Source organism: Arthrobacter sp. H-02-3 (assembly GCF_003097355.1).
Classification (GTDB): Bacteria; Actinomycetota; Actinomycetes; order Actinomycetales; family Micrococcaceae; genus Arthrobacter; species Arthrobacter humicola.
Map to the genome: position 1 here is coordinate 1 of NZ_PYUI01000006.1, position 15,169 is coordinate 15,169.

11 protein-coding genes are annotated in these 15,169 nt (G+C 68.3%); all 11 read right to left on the reverse strand.

Features of this window, described 5'->3' with window-relative positions:
- Positions 1–159 precede the first annotated feature (159 nt).
- Entirely contained in the window at positions 160–1,473 is a 1,314-nt protein-coding gene (locus C9424_RS07695) for a M18 family aminopeptidase (protein ID WP_116766310.1), read from the reverse strand.
- Between the two features lie 170 nt (positions 1,474–1,643).
- The gene (locus C9424_RS07700; RefSeq protein WP_116766311.1) at positions 1,644–3,134 is read right to left on the reverse strand and encodes an amino acid permease; all 1,491 of its coding nucleotides are present in this window, start codon (positions 3,132–3,134) and stop codon (positions 1,644–1,646) included.
- Between the two features lie 340 nt (positions 3,135–3,474).
- A complete protein-coding gene (locus tag C9424_RS07705; protein WP_442862021.1) occupies positions 3,475–4,152 on the reverse strand; it encodes a response regulator in 678 nt (225 codons plus the stop codon).
- 16 nt (positions 4,153–4,168) lie between these two features.
- Positions 4,169–5,587 (reverse strand): sensor histidine kinase, encoded by a 1,419-nt coding sequence (locus C9424_RS07710; RefSeq protein ID WP_116766313.1) that lies wholly within the window; start codon positions 5,585–5,587, stop codon positions 4,169–4,171.
- Positions 5,588–5,618: 31 nt separating this feature from the next.
- Positions 5,619–6,509, reverse strand: a complete 891-nt coding sequence (locus C9424_RS07715; protein ID WP_116766314.1) for an ABC transporter permease — start codon at positions 6,507–6,509, stop codon at positions 5,619–5,621.
- A 3-nt stretch (positions 6,510–6,512) separates the two neighbouring features.
- On the reverse strand, positions 6,513–7,454 hold the full coding sequence (locus tag C9424_RS07720) for an ABC transporter ATP-binding protein (protein WP_091248496.1): 942 nt from the start codon (positions 7,452–7,454) through the stop codon (positions 6,513–6,515).
- A gap of 181 nt (positions 7,455–7,635) precedes the next feature.
- Positions 7,636–9,132 (reverse strand): bifunctional phosphatase PAP2/diacylglycerol kinase family protein, encoded by a 1,497-nt coding sequence (locus C9424_RS07725; RefSeq protein ID WP_116766315.1) that lies wholly within the window; start codon positions 9,130–9,132, stop codon positions 7,636–7,638.
- Between the two features lie 74 nt (positions 9,133–9,206).
- A complete protein-coding gene (locus C9424_RS07730) occupies positions 9,207–10,394 on the reverse strand; it encodes an MFS transporter (RefSeq protein WP_116766316.1) in 1,188 nt (395 codons plus the stop codon).
- Entirely contained in the window at positions 10,391–11,164 is a 774-nt protein-coding gene (locus C9424_RS07735) for a DeoR/GlpR family DNA-binding transcription regulator (RefSeq protein ID WP_116766465.1), read from the reverse strand. The genes C9424_RS07730 and C9424_RS07735 overlap by 4 nt, the downstream gene beginning before the upstream one ends.
- A 131-nt stretch (positions 11,165–11,295) precedes the next feature.
- Entirely contained in the window at positions 11,296–12,978 is a 1,683-nt protein-coding gene (locus C9424_RS07740; protein WP_116766317.1) for an ABC-F family ATP-binding cassette domain-containing protein, read from the reverse strand.
- 71 nt (positions 12,979–13,049) lie between these two features.
- Positions 13,050–15,074 carry a penicillin-binding transpeptidase domain-containing protein gene (locus C9424_RS07745; RefSeq protein WP_116766318.1) on the reverse strand — a complete coding sequence of 675 codons (2,025 nt, stop codon included), beginning with the start codon at positions 15,072–15,074 and terminating at the stop codon, positions 13,050–13,052.
- Positions 15,075–15,169: the final 95 nt, after the last annotated feature.

The following is a 15,169-nucleotide window of genomic DNA, read 5'->3' on the forward strand; positions in this document are numbered from 1 at the left end:
GGACCACCAACCTGCGGGGCTTCCATACGCCTTGAACTCTAGGACCGCCCCGGAACCCCGGCCAGAGCATCGGAGTCAACTATGTGGGTATCCGCAGGATCCATGTGGGTCCGCCATGTGCCGCCCACCCCCGCACTGACCTGCCGTTACGCCCGTCTATTAGGCCGGCGTGCGGAAGAACGTCCGGGTGACCGTGGCCAGCCGGTGCGGGTCCTCGACCCCGCACAGCTCGCGCGCCGAGTGCATCGAGAGCAGGGGCACCCCGACGTCGACCGTCCGGATCCCCAGCCGGGTGGCCGTCAGGGGGCCGATCGTGGAGCCGCACGGCATCACGTTGTTGGAGACGAATTCCTGGTACGGGATGCCGGCGTCGGTGCACAGCCGCGCCCAGAGGGCGGCCCCGGCGGCGTCGGTGGCATAGCGCTGGTTAGCGTTGATCTTCAGTAAGGGGCCGCCGTTCAGGACCGGCCGGTTGGCGGGGTCGTGCCGTTCCGGGTAGTTCGGGTGGACGGCATGGCCGGCGTCCGCGGAGACACAGAACGACGCCGCAAAGGCCTGCCGCCGCTGGCTCGCCGAAGCCCCGAGCCCGTCGGAGATCCGCACCAGAATGTCTTCAAGGACCGGGCCGCAGGCGCCGGAGCGTGATGCGGAGCCGATCTCTTCGTGGTCGAAAGCTGCCAGCACGGCGATCGGTGCACCCTCCGGCAGGGGCGTGCCGGAGTGGGCGATCAGCGCCGTGAGCCCGGCGTGCGTCGCGGAGAGGTTATCGAGCCGGCCGGAGGCGAAGAATTCGCGTTTCGCGCCGAACACCGCGGGGGCCTGGGTGTCCGCGATGACGACGTCGTACCCGCCGATCTGCGCCGGATCCACTGCGGCATCCGTGACCTTCGCCGCGAGGAGGCCAAGCAAGTCCTCGGCGGCGGGATCGCCCAGCCCGAACACCGGATTCATGTGCTGCTGCTTGTCCAGGGCCAGTCCTTCGTTCACGGCCCGGTCCAGGTGGATGGCGAGCTGCGGGAAGCGCAGCAGCGGACCGGTGGCCGTAAGGTGCTGCGTGCCGTCGCGCATGACGAGCCGGCCGGCGAGCTGGAGTTCGCGGTCCAGCCAGGAGTTCAGGAGGGGGCCGCCGTAGACCTCGACGCCGGCCTGCAGCCAGCCGAACTTGCCCGTGGTGGGCTTGGGCTTGAGTTTGAACGACGGCGAATCCGTGTGGGCGCCGAGGATATTGAATCCCGTGGTCGGTCCGGCGCCCGGGGGCACCACCCAGGCGATGAGGGCGCCGTCGCGCATCACGTAGAACTTGCCGGCCGTGGCGGCGGGTGCCGCCCAGGGCTGCAGCTCGTCGAGGCCGGTGAAGCCTGCCTCGTCCAGCCGGCGCGCGGCCTCGTGGACGGCGTGGAAGCTCGACGGCGACGCGCTGACGTAGGCGCCGAGGTCCTGGATGTGGTCTGCGGCAGAGCTCGGTGTTGGCATGGTTTCGAGTCTAGCCCGAGCTGCGCGGGGCGCTGGGGCGACCGCGTTGGTGCACACGGACATGCCCTCCCTTAGCGCCAAGGAATGGACATGAAGGCATTATGTCCACTGATGGGCGCCGGGGGAGGGCATGTCCGGTGGTCCGGGACCGCTGCGGGAGCGGGGGGAGCCTACGACGTCGGGCGGGCGCCCACTGTTGCTTCCTCGGTCGCAGCTCCGGCAGGAGCCGATGATTCCCCGGCAGGAGTCCCGGCAAGATTCACCGTGGCGTTGTCGGCCGGGACCTCGGCTATGCCGGGGACGGTGGCCTTGGCGCCGTTCTTGCGGTAGCGGAAGACTCCGAGTCCCACGACGACGGCGGCGAGTGCCAGCGAGAGGACCAGTGATTCCCGCGTGGATTCCAGGATTACCATGCCGATCAGGAGCGCGACGATGCTGACGATGGCCGCCCAGGTCAGGTACGGGAAGAGCCACATCTTCAGCTGGAGGTCCTTGACGGCGGCGCCCATGCGGCGGCGCAGGATCAGCTGGGAGACGGCGATCACGAGCCACACGAACAGTGCGATGGCGCCGGAGGTGTTAACCAGGAACAGGAAGACAGTGTCCGGGGCGATGTAGTTCAGGCCGACTGTGACGAAGCCGACCACCGTGGAGGCCAGCACGGCGGAGGAGGGCACGCCGGTCTTGGAGATCCGCATCCAGGACCGGGGCGCGTCCCCGCGCCGCGACAGCGAGAACAGCATGCGGCTGGCGGTGTAGAGGCCCGAGTTCAGGCAGGAGAGTACCGAGGTCAGCACCACGATGTCCATGATGGTGCCGGCTCCGGGGATCCCGAACAGTTCGATGACTGCAACGTAGGGGCTCTTGGCGACGGAGGCGGAGTTCCAGGGAAGCAGGGTGACCACGATCGCGATGGATCCGATGTAGAAGACGAGGATGCGCCAGACGGTGGATTTCACGGCCTTCTTGACGGCGTCGACCGGGTTCTCGGATTCGCCGGCGGCGATGGTGGCAATTTCAGCCCCGAAGAAGGAGAAGACGACGACGAGGATGCCGGCCAGGACGGCGCCGGGTCCGTTGGGCATAAACCCGCCGTGACCGATCAGGTTGTCCAGCCCGGGTGCCGGGACGCCCGGGATGAGGCCCAGGATCGCGGCGACACCGAAGAGCAGGAAGAGCACGATTGCCGCGACTTTGATGGACGCGAACCAGAATTCGAACTCGCCGTAAGACTTCACGGAGCCGAGGTTGGTTAGCGTCAGCAGCACCATCAGGGCAAGCGCCCAAACCCACTGGTCAATACCGGGTACCCAGCGGTGCATGATGGCCGCCCCCGCCGTGGCTTCGATGCCGAGGACAATGATCCAGAACCATGCGTAGAGCCAGCCGATGCTGAACCCTGCCCACCGGCCCAGCGCCTTGTCCGCGTAGGTCGAGAATGAGCCGGTTTCCGGGTTGGCCGCAGCCATTTCGCCGAGCATGCGCATGACGAGGATGACGACGAGTCCCGCCGCGGCGTAGGCCACCAGGATGCCGGGGCCGGCCTGCTGGATCGCGGCGCCCGAACCGACAAACAGTCCGGCGCCGATCACGCCGGCGATGGCGATCATGGATAGATGCCTGGGTTTCAGTGATTTTGAGAGCTGCTGGTCAGCGTGCATGGAAGCGCCGTCCTTCGTGGGGGGTCCGGGCCCGTTCTTATGCCGGCAATGCATGGGTTCCATACTGTGCGGCGGGCCACAATGTCGTTTCACCCTAGACCGCCTCGCGGACGGCCCGTCTTGTGCAGTCCTACAAATGACGCGGGGTCGGACCGGGCCATGACCCAACAAAGAGGTGTAAGAAGCAACCAAAGTTGCCTCAAGGGCAATTTGGTAATGTGCCTGAAACCACTGCTTCAAAACTACCGGCCGGTAACCAGGTCGACTGTCCCGCCAGCCGTCGGGCAGGCGCCCGTCCGAGGGGGTGCTTCCGCCAGTCGTCCGCTTCGGCTAGCAGTCGCTAGTAATCCGCGTTGCTCGGCACCACGAGCCCGGTCTCGTAGGCGTACACAACCGCCTGGACGCGGTCGCGGAGGTGCAGCTTGGTCAGGATCCGGCGCACGTGAGTCTTGACCGTGGCCTCGGACAGGAAGTACCTGTGCGCGATTTCGGCGTTGGAGAGACCCTCCGCCATCGCCCCGAGCATCTCGGTTTCGCGCGGGGTCAGACCCTCCAGCAGGGGATCCCTGGCGGGACGCGCCGGATTACCGGCCGGGCCGCCGCCGTCCACCCCGGACGGGGCCGCCCCCGCCGGGGCGGCGCCGCGGACATAGGTCTCCAGCAGCCGCTGCGTGACACGCGGAGCCACCACGGCGTCGCCGCTGGCCACGACCCGCACGGCACTGATCAGTTCGGCAGGGGCGACGTCCTTGAGCAGGAACGCCGAGGCCCCGGCCTGCAGCCCGGCAAAGGCGTATTCATCGAGGTCAAAGGTGGTCAGGATGATGATCTTGGCGCGGGGCGCCGAGGCCGCAATGGCCCGGGTCGCCTCGATCCCGTCCAGCACCGGCATCCGGACGTCCATCAGGACGACGTCGGGCACGAGCTCCCGGGCTTGCCGCACCGCTTCGGCGCCGTCGGACGCCTCGCCGACGATGCACAAGTCATCTTCGCCCTCGAGGATGAGACGGAACCCCATCCGAAGCAGCGGCTGGTCATCCACCAGCAGAACGCGTATGGGTTCTTTGTCGGCCACTGTTTCCCCTTGTTTGTGTTGCGGCTGTTGGTATTAGAGCTGTTGGTGTTGCGGCTGGTGGAGTTGCCGTGTCTTCATTGCAGTTCAGTTCAGCGTGCACCCGCCAGCCGCCGTTGCCGGTGCGCCCCGCCTGCACCGTGCCTGCGTAGATCTTGGCCCGCTCCCGCATCCCGGCAATTCCCTGGCCGGTGCCGAGCGATTCCCGTGAATCGGCGTGCGCGCCGGCCCCCGGACCGCCGAATTCCACGGTTCCGCGGCCGTCGTCGGCCACGTCAATGGTCACGAGCGAACCGTTCCGGACGATGCCCACGTCCACGCGGCTCAGCGCACGCCCGTAGCGCAGCACATTTGTCAGCGACTCCTGCACGATCCTGTAGACGGTCAGCTGGAACGCTGCATCGCCGGGCAGCGCCGGACCGGTGTGCGTGTAATGCAGCGGCAGGCCTGCGGTGCGGAAGCCTTCAAGCAGTTTGGCGAGGCTGCCGCCGTCCACGAGCGGTTCCCGCGGAGCATGTCCCGCGCCGGAATCGTCGCGCAGCACGCCGAGGACGCGCCGCATGTCGGCCAGCGCGGTCCGCCCTGTCCGGGAGAGTTCCTCCAAAACGCCGGCGGCGCGCTGCGGATCCTTCTTGACCACGACGGCGGCGCCATCCGACAGGCTGATCATGACGGTCAGCGAGTGCGCCACGACGTCGTGCATTTCGCGTGCGATCCGGTTGCGTTCGGTGGCCGAGCCGAGCTGCTGGGCGCGGGCCGCCCAGGCGGCTATCTCGTGCTCGTGCTCGCGCCGTTGCCGCACCGAGATCCCGATCCCCGTGGCGATCACGTTGGAAAGGGTGATGCTGATGGCGGCCGCGATGCTCGTGATCAGCTGGAAGTTCTCCGGCGTGCTGACGGCCATGTCCGGGAGCCGCCCATCCAGCGGGCCAACCGCGAGCATGAAGTACAGGAGCACGAGCGGGGCCGTCGTCACGGCGAGGGCCGCCAGGGCGAAACGCCGGTTGCGGACCACCGCCACCGCGTACAGCGCAAACCAGAGCCCGGCGGAGACATTGGAACCCCACGGATGCAGGAACGTGACGGCCAGTTCCAGCGCCCCCACGGCCGCCGTTACCTGCACCGGGCGGGAGCGCCGGAAAAGCAGGACGGGAGCGGCCGCCGCGAGCAGCACGGTGACCTGCCATTCGCCGTGAACGAGTGACTCGACCGCCGTGGGCGTGACCAGGAGCAGGTAGCAGAGCACCACCAGGACATCCATGACCCGCGGACGGGCCAACAGGTAGCGGCGGAGCCAACCGCGCCGGCGTGCGGTGATTTCGGCGAAGGACGCGTCGGCCGGAGCGGCTGACGCGTCCTTCACGGGCACAGCATCGATCATGCTCTGAGCCTAGACTGTGGGATCTGCAGGCCTAGACATCCCGCCTCTTGAGCATGACGCCGGCGAGGAGCACGGGAACAACAACCCAGGCGCCCAGGACCAGGCCGGCCTGCCAGGCTTCCAGGGTGTCCGGGACGTGGTCCAAAGCTGTGAGCGGATCCACCGTGTTGCCCGGCAGGTACTTGCGGGCCTCCACGAAGAAGTCACCCGGAATGAGCTGGAAGGCGATGGGTGCCACGAAGAACAGGCCCACCAGGCTCATGATGCCGCCCGCCGAGTTGCGGATCAGGGTTCCCAGGGCCAGGCCGATCGCCGCGACGGCTGCCACGTAGATGCTGTTGACGATGAGCATCTTGACCGACTGCGAGCTGCCCAGGTCAAGGCCAAGGCCGTAGTTGTCCAGGATCGGCACCGAGACGAAACCGGCGGCCAAGGTGGACGCGGCCGTGACCACGAAGGACGTCAGCACTACCACCACGAGCTTGGCCGCGAACGCCGGGATGCGCTTGGGCACGGCCGCGAACGTGGACCGGGCCATGCCGGTGGTGAATTCCGAGCTCATCAGCAGCACGCCGAGGGAGCCGAGGATGAGCTGGGCGAAGGCGATGCCGGAGGTGGGGACGCCGACGGCGAGGTCCCCTCCCTGCGCCGCGATCCTGGCGGCCGCCTGCGGGTCCCGCGCCGCGGCCTCGGAGAACTGCCCCGTTCCCCAGGCTGAGAGTGCCCCAAACCCCACCATCACCACAATCGTGGACCCGAGCAGGATCAGGGTGGAGAGCAGGGTGCGGAACTTGATGAATTCGGAGTTGAGGACCCGCGGGAAGCTGGGTCCGGGCCCGGAACTGGTGCCGTCTCCGGACCGCTGGGGGCCGGCGTCGGCACCGCGGGGCGAGGGCGTGGATTCAACGGTAGTGGAACTCATGGCTTACTTGCCTCCGGCTTCGACGGGATCGGCGCCCGTGGTGATCAGCGAGTGGTATTCGACCTCATCCTTGGTCAGTTCCATGTAGGCCTCCTCGAGGCTGGCCTGGAGCGGCGTGAGTTCGTAGATCATGACCTGGTGTTCCAGCGCGGCGGTGGCGATCTGCCGGGGGTCCAGCCCCTTGACTTCCAGGAGCTCGCGTTCCTGGACCTCCACCGAGACGCCGGTTCCGGCCAGCAGCTGCATGAGCCGGTCCGGCTGGTCGGTCCGGACCCGCGTGCGGCCCTGGCCCTTGCCGGTGATGATCTCCTGGATCGGGGCGTCGGCGATGATCCTCCCGCGGCCGATCACGATCAGGTGGTCCGCCGTGACGGCCATTTCACTCATGAGGTGGCTGGAGAGGAAGACCGTGCGCCCCTCGGAGGCCAGGTACTTCACCAGGTTGCGGACCCACACCACCCCCTCCGGGTCGAGACCGTTGACGGGCTCGTCGAGGATGACGGTCTGCGGGTCACCCAGGAGGGCCGCGGCGATGCCCAGCCGCTGGCCCATGCCGAGCGAGAAGCCGCCGACCTTTTTCCTGGCCACTTCGGCCAGTCCGGTCATCTCGATCACGTCGTGGACGCGCTTCTTGGGGATGCTGTGCGTCGCGGCCATGGCCAGCAGGTGGTTGTAGGCGGAGCGGCTCGTGTGGACGGCTTTGGCGTCCAGCAGCGCGCCGACGTCCCGCAGCGGGGCGGCGTGCTTGGTGAGCGGCGATCCGTTGACGGTCACGGAGCCCGACGTCGGCCGGTCCAGTCCCATGATCATGCGCATGGTGGTGGATTTTCCGGCCCCGTTCGGGCCCAGGAAGCCGGTGACCCGGCCGGCTTCGACGGTGAAGTTGACGCCGGCGACGGCGGTCTTGTCGCCGTAAACCTTGGTCAGGCCTCGTGCTTCGATCATGGAAGCGTTCCTTTACGTAGCGGGCTGTTGTCCGGGGCGCCGCAGTCACGGGCCCGTCTGCACACCACGCTACCGACGCCGGGGGCGTATTTCGCCGGTCTCAGGGATGATTCAGGGGCGAATCAGGGTAGTCCGGGAGGATGACAAGGCCGCCCGCGGGCAGGGGCGGCACGAGCGTGATTCAGTCGAGCGGCGAATAGTACGTCAGCGCGCCGCGGCGGACCGCGAACTCCACGCTCCGCACGCCGGGCATGACCTCACCGTCAACGGCCAGGACCATGGGCCCGTCCCCTGGTTCCACCGTGATCCGGTCCGTTTCGGTGAGGTGGGTGATCCCGGAGGTGGCCACGGTGCCGGTCAGCACGGCCCAGAGCAGCCGCAGCCGGGCGAACGGCTCGTCGGCGGTGATCATCCGCAGGTCCAGGACTCCGTCGGCCAGCACGGGGCGTACCAGCGGCGCGTGGTCGCGGGGGTAGTAGCGGCCGCGGCCGATGTAGAGGATCCACAGCCGGTGCCGCACCCCGTTGACGATCAGCGTGGTGGGGGTGCCGGCCGCGAAGGTCCGGAACATGGCCACCACACCGGCAAGGGGTTTGCCGAGTGCCGGCTGGAGCTGTTCGCGCCGGCGGACCAGGTTCGGGTAGAGGCCGATGCTGGCGGTGTTGAGCATGCTCAGTTCGAGGTGCTCGGGGCTGTCGGGGAGCCCTCGCTCAACGCTCACGTGGCCGACGTCGGCCACGGCCGCCTCGCCGCGCGATGCCGCCCGGACGGCCGCCTCCAGGGTGGGTGTCCCGGCGTCGCGGGCGAAGTGATTGAGCGTTCCGCCGGGAAGCACCAGCAGCGGGAGCGAATGTTCGACAGCGGTGGCCGCCGCGGTGCCGACGGTTCCGTCACCGCCCCAGACGCCGAGGGCCACAATCCCCGGGCGGGTCGCGACGCCGGCTATTTCCGCCGCGATGTCCTCGCCCTGGCCGATTTCCTGTATATACGCTTTGGGGAATATTTTCTGGAGGGCGTCTGCGGTCTCGTCGGCATAGGAGCCGCCGAGGGCGTTAATCGCGATGCCGAGGCCATGACCCTCCGGAAGGTCAGGAGCCCGGAGGGCGCTGCGGCGGGTCTCCGGGAACGGCGGCCGGACAGGCCACCATTTCCGCGTCACCATGGCCGCCCCGGCGCCGATCGCGGAGCCGAACAGCACGTCCGAGGGCCAGTGGGCCCCCGTGTGGACCCGCGAGTAGGCCACCCCGGCCGCGACAGGGGCCAGCGCCGCTCCGAGTCCCGGCCGGACCATGCCGACGCCCAGCGCAAAGGCAACCGCGGAGGCCGAGTGGCCCGACGGCATCGACGAACTCGTGGGCTGGGGGTTGACGAAGCGGAAGACCGGCAGGTGTTCGGGCAGGGGGCGCCTCCGGGGCAGGAGCGTCTTGAACACCACGTTGGTGACGGCCGACGCCACGCCTTGCGCAATGAGCCCGTGCACGGCTGCCCGCCGCGTCTTTCCAGGCACGAGGGCCATGACTCCGGCGATGCCGAACCAGAGCTTGCCTTTGTTGGCGGCTGCGGACAAGCCGCGGAAAAACTCATCGTGGCCACCGCCCGGCAGCTTGGACACGGCGCGCACAAGTTTGCGGTCGAGGCTCGACAGGCGGCCGGGAGCTTTCCTCAGCATGGTTCGCATCTGACCACCATACTGCCGGACCCGGAGCGCCGCAGGCAGGGCCCCGCGGCAGGCTATCAGCCTCGCAGGGCTCCCTACTTGGCGGGCAGCGGCTTCGCGGCGCCGGCGAGCAGCAGGGCCACGAGAATGGGAATCCCGATCGCCAGCAGTGCGGTCCTGATCCCCGTCGCATCGCCCAGGAAGCCCAGCAGGGGCGGCCCGGCGAGGAACGCGATGTAGCCCAGCGTGGACACCACGGACACCCGTGCGGCCGCCTTCCGGGGGTCATCCGCCGCGGCGGACATCCCGATCGGAAACGCAAGGGCAGCCCCCACGCCCCAGAGCACGGCACCGGCCGCGGCCAGCCAGATGGTGCCGGCGAACACGAAGAGGCAGAGGCCCGCAGCCGCTGCGGCCATGCTGGCGCGGAGTACGGCCACACGGCCGTAGGCGTCGATCGCGCGGCCGCCGAAGAAACGCATGGCCGTCATGGCGAGCACGAAGGCGGCGAACATGAGCGCGCCCGTGGACTGTTCAGCGCCGAGACCGTCGACCGCAGCCTTGGCAATCCAGTCGTTGCCGGCGCCTTCGGTCAGGGTGGCGCCCAGAACGACGACGCCGATCAGGAGCGTGCGGCCGTCCCGCCAGGCGGAGACGGCCTTGCCACGGCCCGTTTCTCCGGCGGCGGACCCGGCGTCGGCCTGATGGGGCAGGAAGTAGCGCGGGGCCACGGTGGTCAGGACGGCGACGATCGCGGCGACGACCAGCAGGTGCTCCGGAAGCCCGACCCCCAGGGTGGACAGTCCGGCGCCGATGAGGGCTCCGACGAACGCTCCGCCGCTGTAGGCGGCGTGGAACTGCGGCATGATGGTGCGCCCAAGCCGGTGTTCGACGTCAGCGCCTTCGATGTTCTGCGAAACATCCCACAACCCGACGCCGATCCCGAAGAGGAACAGGGAAGCGGCAGTCCCCGGCACGGAGGCCGCCATCAGGGACAGCGCCACGCCGACACCGGCCGCCGCGGCAAACAGCCCTGCACTGCGGACCGTATTGGCGGTGCCGATCCGGCCCACGACGAATCCGGCCGTGGGCAGGGCGATCAGCGAGCCGACCGCCAGGCACAGCAGTAGTGTTCCCATCTGCCCCGAGGTAATGTGCAGGATTTCCGTCACCGCGGGGATGCGGGCGGCCCAACTGGCGAAGACCAGTCCGTTGATCCCGAAGACCAGGAACGTGGCCCCGGCGGCGGCCTTCAGTTGCGGCTGGGTTGCGGTGCTGGTCATACGATCACTGCTTCCACTGAGTGTTGCGCGAGTTGGGCATGTTCTTCCTGACTGAGCCGCCGGTCCGTCACGATGGCATCCACGGCGTCCAGGGATGCCACGAGGGCGACGGCGCTGGCATCCCACTTGGATCCTGCGCAGGCGACGATCACCCTGCCGGCGGATTCGAGGCCGGCGCGCTTCACGGCGGCGTCGTCAAGATCGTGAGCCAACAGCCCGTCCTTGAAGTTCAGGGCGCAGGGAGTGACCACGGCGGTGTCGAAGCGCAGCGAGCGGATGTTCGATTCCGTCATCGGTCCGCGGAAGGACATCTCGCCGGGGATGAGGCTGCCGCCGGGCATCAGGAGCTCGGGACGCCGACCCGCGGGCGCATCCTCAGGGGACAGTATGCTGACGGCCCGCAACGACATGGGCATGATGGTCATGTCGCGCTGGCGCAGCTGGCGGGCGATCTCGGTCGCCGTGGTGCCACTGTCCAGCCAGATGTGGCCCCGGTCCTGGAGCATGGCCGCCACGCCGGCGGCAATCCGGACCTTGACGGCGTGGTCCTCCAGCTCGCGCTGGCCGTAGGCAGGGTTTTCTCCCCGCAGCACCAGGCTTCGGGCGCCGCCGTGCACCCTGCGGAGGACGCCATGGAGCGCCAGGACGTCGAGATCGCGCCGGATGGTGGCCCCGGACGCGCCGCAGGCGGTCATCAGTTCGTCCACGGTCATCTGGTCCCGATGCCTCAGCAGCTCGCCGATCAGGCGATGCCGCTCATCAGTATTCATGAAGAAATGATAGCACTCGGTGATCATTTGATCATCGAAATGCGCAAATGCGATCACACCGTATGGGACGGGAGGGCAGCTATGTCCCTACGGCAACGTGGGGAAGTGCAGGACGTGAGGGAGGGTCTACCTTAGCGGGCGCGCTCGACGCGCTTTTCGTCCCAGACCGGCTCGGCCGATTCATAGACCTTGCCGTCCGAGCCAAAGACCAGGAAGCGGTCGAAGGTGCGGGCGAACCAGCGGTCGTGGGTGACCGCCAGGACGGTGCCCTCGAAGTGGTCGATCGCCCGTTCCAGGGCCTCGGCCGAATGCAGGTCCAGGTTGTCCGTCGGCTCGTCGAGCAGCAGCAGCGTGGCGCCGGAGAGCTGGAGGAGCAGGATCTGGAAGCGGGCCTGCTGGCCACCGGAGAGCGATTCGTACTTCTGCTCGGACTGCCCGGCGAGGCCGTAGCCGTCCAGGGCGCCGGCGGCGGCTTCGCGGCCGAGCCCGGAGCGGTGCTCGTCGCCGCGATGCAGGATCTCCAGCAGGGTTTTGCCCAACAGATCGGGCCGGACGTGGGTCTGGGCGAAGAAGCCAGGCCGGATCCGGGCGCCGAGTTTCACGGTGCCTTCGTGCGGAACCTCCGCAATCTCGACGTCGGACACCGGCAGGTGCTCCCGTTCGGGGTCGGTGCCGCCGGTGGCGAGCAGGCGCAGGAAGTGACTCTTGCCCGAACCGTTGGACCCGAGGACGCCCACGCGGTCTCCGAACCAGATCTCCGTCGAGAAGGGCTTCATGAGGCCGGTCAGCTCAAGCTTTTCGGCCACGATGGCGCGCTTGGCGGTGCGTCCGCCCTTGAGCCGCATCTGCACGTTTTGCTCGATCGGCAGAGCCTCGGGCGGGCCGGCCTCGAGGAACTTCGCCAGGCGGGTCTGCGCGGCGTGGTACCGGTTGGCCATGTCTGAGCGGAATGCCGCCTTGTTCTTGTACATGTTGACGAGTTCCTTGAGCTTCACGTGCTCCTCATCCCAGCGCTTGCGCAGCTCCTCAAAGCGTGCGTTCCGGTCCGCGCGGGCGTCCACGTAGGACCCGAAGCCGCCGCCGTGGATCCACGCACCGGCACCGTTGATGCCCGGTTCCAGCGTGACGATGCGTCCCGCGGCGTTGTTGAGCAGTTCACGGTCGTGGCTGATGAAGAACACGGTCTTCTTCGAGTCATTCAGCTTCGCTTCGAGCCAGCGCTTGCCCGGGACATCGAGGTAGTTGTCGGGTTCGTCGAGGAGCAGCAGTTCATCGGGGCCGGCAAAAAGAGCCTCGAGCACCAGCCGCTTCTGCTCGCCTCCGGAGAGGCTCGACGCCGGGCGGTGCTGCGCACGGTCAAACGGCAGGCCGAGGGCCGCCATGCACACCTCGTCCCAGACGGTCTCGACGTCGTAGCCGCCGGCATCGCCCCAGTCCACGATGGCCTGGGCATAGTTCATCTGCGTGGGCTCGTCGTCGTGCTCCAACATGGCCAATTCTGCCTCGTCCACGGCGCGCGCAGCAGCCGCCAGCGCCGGCGGGGCGGCTGACACCAGGAGGTCCCGGACCGTGGAGTCGTCGCGGACTTGGCCCACGAACTGGCGCATGATGCCCATGTTCCCGGAGCGGCCAATCACGCCTTCGTCCGGGACGAGGTCACCGGAAATGATCCGGAACAGCGTGGTCTTACCGGTTCCGTTCGGCCCGATCAGCGCGGTCTTGGTGCCGTCCGGGACCTTGAAGGTCACCCCGTTGAGCAGCTGGGTGCCGTCGGAGAGGAAGTAATCGATGCCGGAAACGTCAATATGAGCCACGCCTTCAATCTTCCCACGGCCGCGCGGGACTCCCGGCGGACGCCCCCGCAGGACGTGAGGGAGCGGCCGGGTCAGCTGGCCCGGGTGAGGAACTCCTTGAGCAGCGGACCCGACGTGGTGGCCCCGAGGCCGCCGTCCTCCACGAAGACGGCGACGGCCAGATCACCGTGCACGGCGACGATCCAGGCGTGGGTCTTGGGCGGGGTGTCATTGCCGAACTCGGCCGTTCCGGTCTTTGCTCCGACGGGCTCGCCCGGGACGGACGCCAGGAACCCGGCGTGCCCGCTGGTCACGACGGCGCGCATCATGTCAGCCAGTGACGCCGCCTCCGCCGCAGTAATCGGCGCCCCGGCGGCCGTGGCCGGTGCCGCAGCAGCGGATGTCGTCGCGTCACCGGACGGCGGCGCTGCCGGCGCCGTGCCGGAGGCTCCGGTGCCGGCCGTGGGCGTGCTCCCGGCGCCCGGTGAAGTGACGCCCGCATTTGGATTCAGCACCAGCTGGGCTGCCACCGGGGCACCCTTGGCCACGGAGCCGGCCATGATGGCGGCGGCCAGCGGGGACAGGAGTACCTTGCCCTGGCCGATCATGGACGCGGCGTGCTCGGTGCCGGCGGCTTCACCGGGGACTGAGCCAAGGAACGCGGCCGCTCCCAGCGCGGGCGCATCGACGGCCACGCCGAGGGAGGTCGCGGCCGATTCGAGCTGCGCCTGGCTCACGGAGTCCCGGGCGTTGATGAAGGCGGTGTTGCAGGAGTGCGCGAAGGCATCGCGCAGCGTCACGGAACCCAGGGAGGACGCGGGGTACCCCTCGGCGTTCTTGAAGGTGCGGCCGTCCACCGTGAGGGTGGGCGGGCAGTCCACCTTGGAGTCCGGGGTCATTCCGTTGCGGAACATGGCCAGGGAATCGACCATCTTGAAGATCGAGCCGGGGGCGTACTGGCCCAGCATTGCCGTGTCATAGCCGTTGCTGCCCGGGCCGGAGGCCGCTGCCAGGACGGCGCCGCTGGAGGGCCGGAGCGCCACGATGGCCGACGCCGGGCCGACGTTGCCGAGGATGTCCTCCGCGAGCTGCTGTAACTTCGGGTCCAGGGTGGTTTTCAGCGCGGTTCCGGGCTTCATCCCGGTCTGGAAGAGCACCCGCCGCGGATCCGGGGAGGTCGCCTGGATTTCCGCGGCGGTAAGGCCGGCTTTCTGCGCGCGGATCACGATGCCGTCGGTTCCCCGCAGCTGCGCGTCATACTGCTGTTGCAGGCCTCCGTTTCCGGTGGTGTCGCCGGGCTTGAGTGCGCCGCCGGACTTTTCGATCTGCTCCGCGTTGGCCTCGGAGACGGTACCCAGCAGGGCCCGTGCAAACGTCCGGGTGGGGGCCAGCGGCAAGGTGTCCGGGATGGTTCGGGCGCCCGGGATGGCCGAGATTTGCTCGTCGGTGACGGTCCGGGAGCCGTCTTCGCGCAGGGTGATGGCCGGGACGAATGCCTCAGGACCTGTCGCGGCGACCTGCTGGGCGTAGGCGGCCGGGTCGACGCCGACGAGTTGGGCAAGCTTCGTGGCGGAGTCAGCGGGGTCCGCGCCGCCGAGTGCGGGCTTGTCGATGCCAATGTTGACCACGGGCCGGTACGTGACCAGAGGGACGTCGCCGGCGCCCAGAATGTCGGCCCGCTGCGGCGTCTCGGTGGCGCGGGTGACAACCTCCCCGTCAGCGAGGTCCGGGACAAGGATGGCCGGTTTCCATACGGTGAGCCATTTGTCGCCGGACTTCTTTAGCTGCGCGGAAACGGTATATTTCCATTCCTCCGCCCCGACCTTCCAGATGTAGTTGAGCGGAAATGTGGCCGTGTCCGCGTCGAATGCAAGATCTCCGGCCTGCACGGCCGGTTTGTCCGGATCAAGTCCCTTGAAAATTTCCTTGAGCTGGTCGTTTGCGGCGCCCGAGTCCTTGCCCTCAAAGGCGACGGATCCGACGTCGAGCGCGGATACTGCGGTGGCCAGCTGCTTGGCAGCATCTTGCGCGCCGGTCCGGCCGTCGCCGCAGGCGGCCAGCGAGCCGCTAAGAACAAGGCCCACAAGGGCCAGTGCAAGTTTTGGTGAGTTCCCCATGGCGACATTATGCCCCGGGCCACGGACAACGCCCTTGTCACACAACGCAGTCACACAACGCGATCGCACCGCAGGACCGCACCGCACAGCCGCTC

What these genes read in the sequence shown, in the direction of transcription:
- C9424_RS07695 (WP_116766310.1), bottom strand. Translation starts at nt 1,473, where the DNA reads ATGCCAACACCGAGCTCTGCCGCAGACCACATCCAGGACCTCGGCGCC.
- C9424_RS07700 (WP_116766311.1), bottom strand. Translation starts at nt 3,134, where the DNA reads ATGCACGCTGACCAGCAGCTCTCAAAATCACTGAAACCCAGGCATCTA.
- C9424_RS07705 (WP_442862021.1), bottom strand. Translation starts at nt 4,152, where the DNA reads ATGGGGTTCCGTCTCATCCTCGAGGGCGAAGATGACTTGTGCATCGTC.
- C9424_RS07710 (WP_116766313.1), bottom strand. Translation starts at nt 5,587, where the DNA reads ATGATCGATGCTGTGCCCGTGAAGGACGCGTCAGCCGCTCCGGCCGAC.
- C9424_RS07715 (WP_116766314.1), bottom strand. Translation starts at nt 6,509, where the DNA reads ATGAGTTCCACTACCGTTGAATCCACGCCCTCGCCCCGCGGTGCCGAC.
- C9424_RS07720 (WP_091248496.1), bottom strand. Translation starts at nt 7,454, where the DNA reads ATGATCGAAGCACGAGGCCTGACCAAGGTTTACGGCGACAAGACCGCC.
- C9424_RS07725 (WP_116766315.1), bottom strand. Translation starts at nt 9,132, where the DNA reads ATGCGAACCATGCTGAGGAAAGCTCCCGGCCGCCTGTCGAGCCTCGAC.
- C9424_RS07730 (WP_116766316.1), bottom strand. Translation starts at nt 10,394, where the DNA reads ATGACCAGCACCGCAACCCAGCCGCAACTGAAGGCCGCCGCCGGGGCC.
- C9424_RS07735 (WP_116766465.1), bottom strand. Translation starts at nt 11,164, where the DNA reads ATGAATACTGATGAGCGGCATCGCCTGATCGGCGAGCTGCTGAGGCAT.
- C9424_RS07745 (WP_116766318.1), bottom strand. Translation starts at nt 15,074, where the DNA reads ATGGGGAACTCACCAAAACTTGCACTGGCCCTTGTGGGCCTTGTTCTT.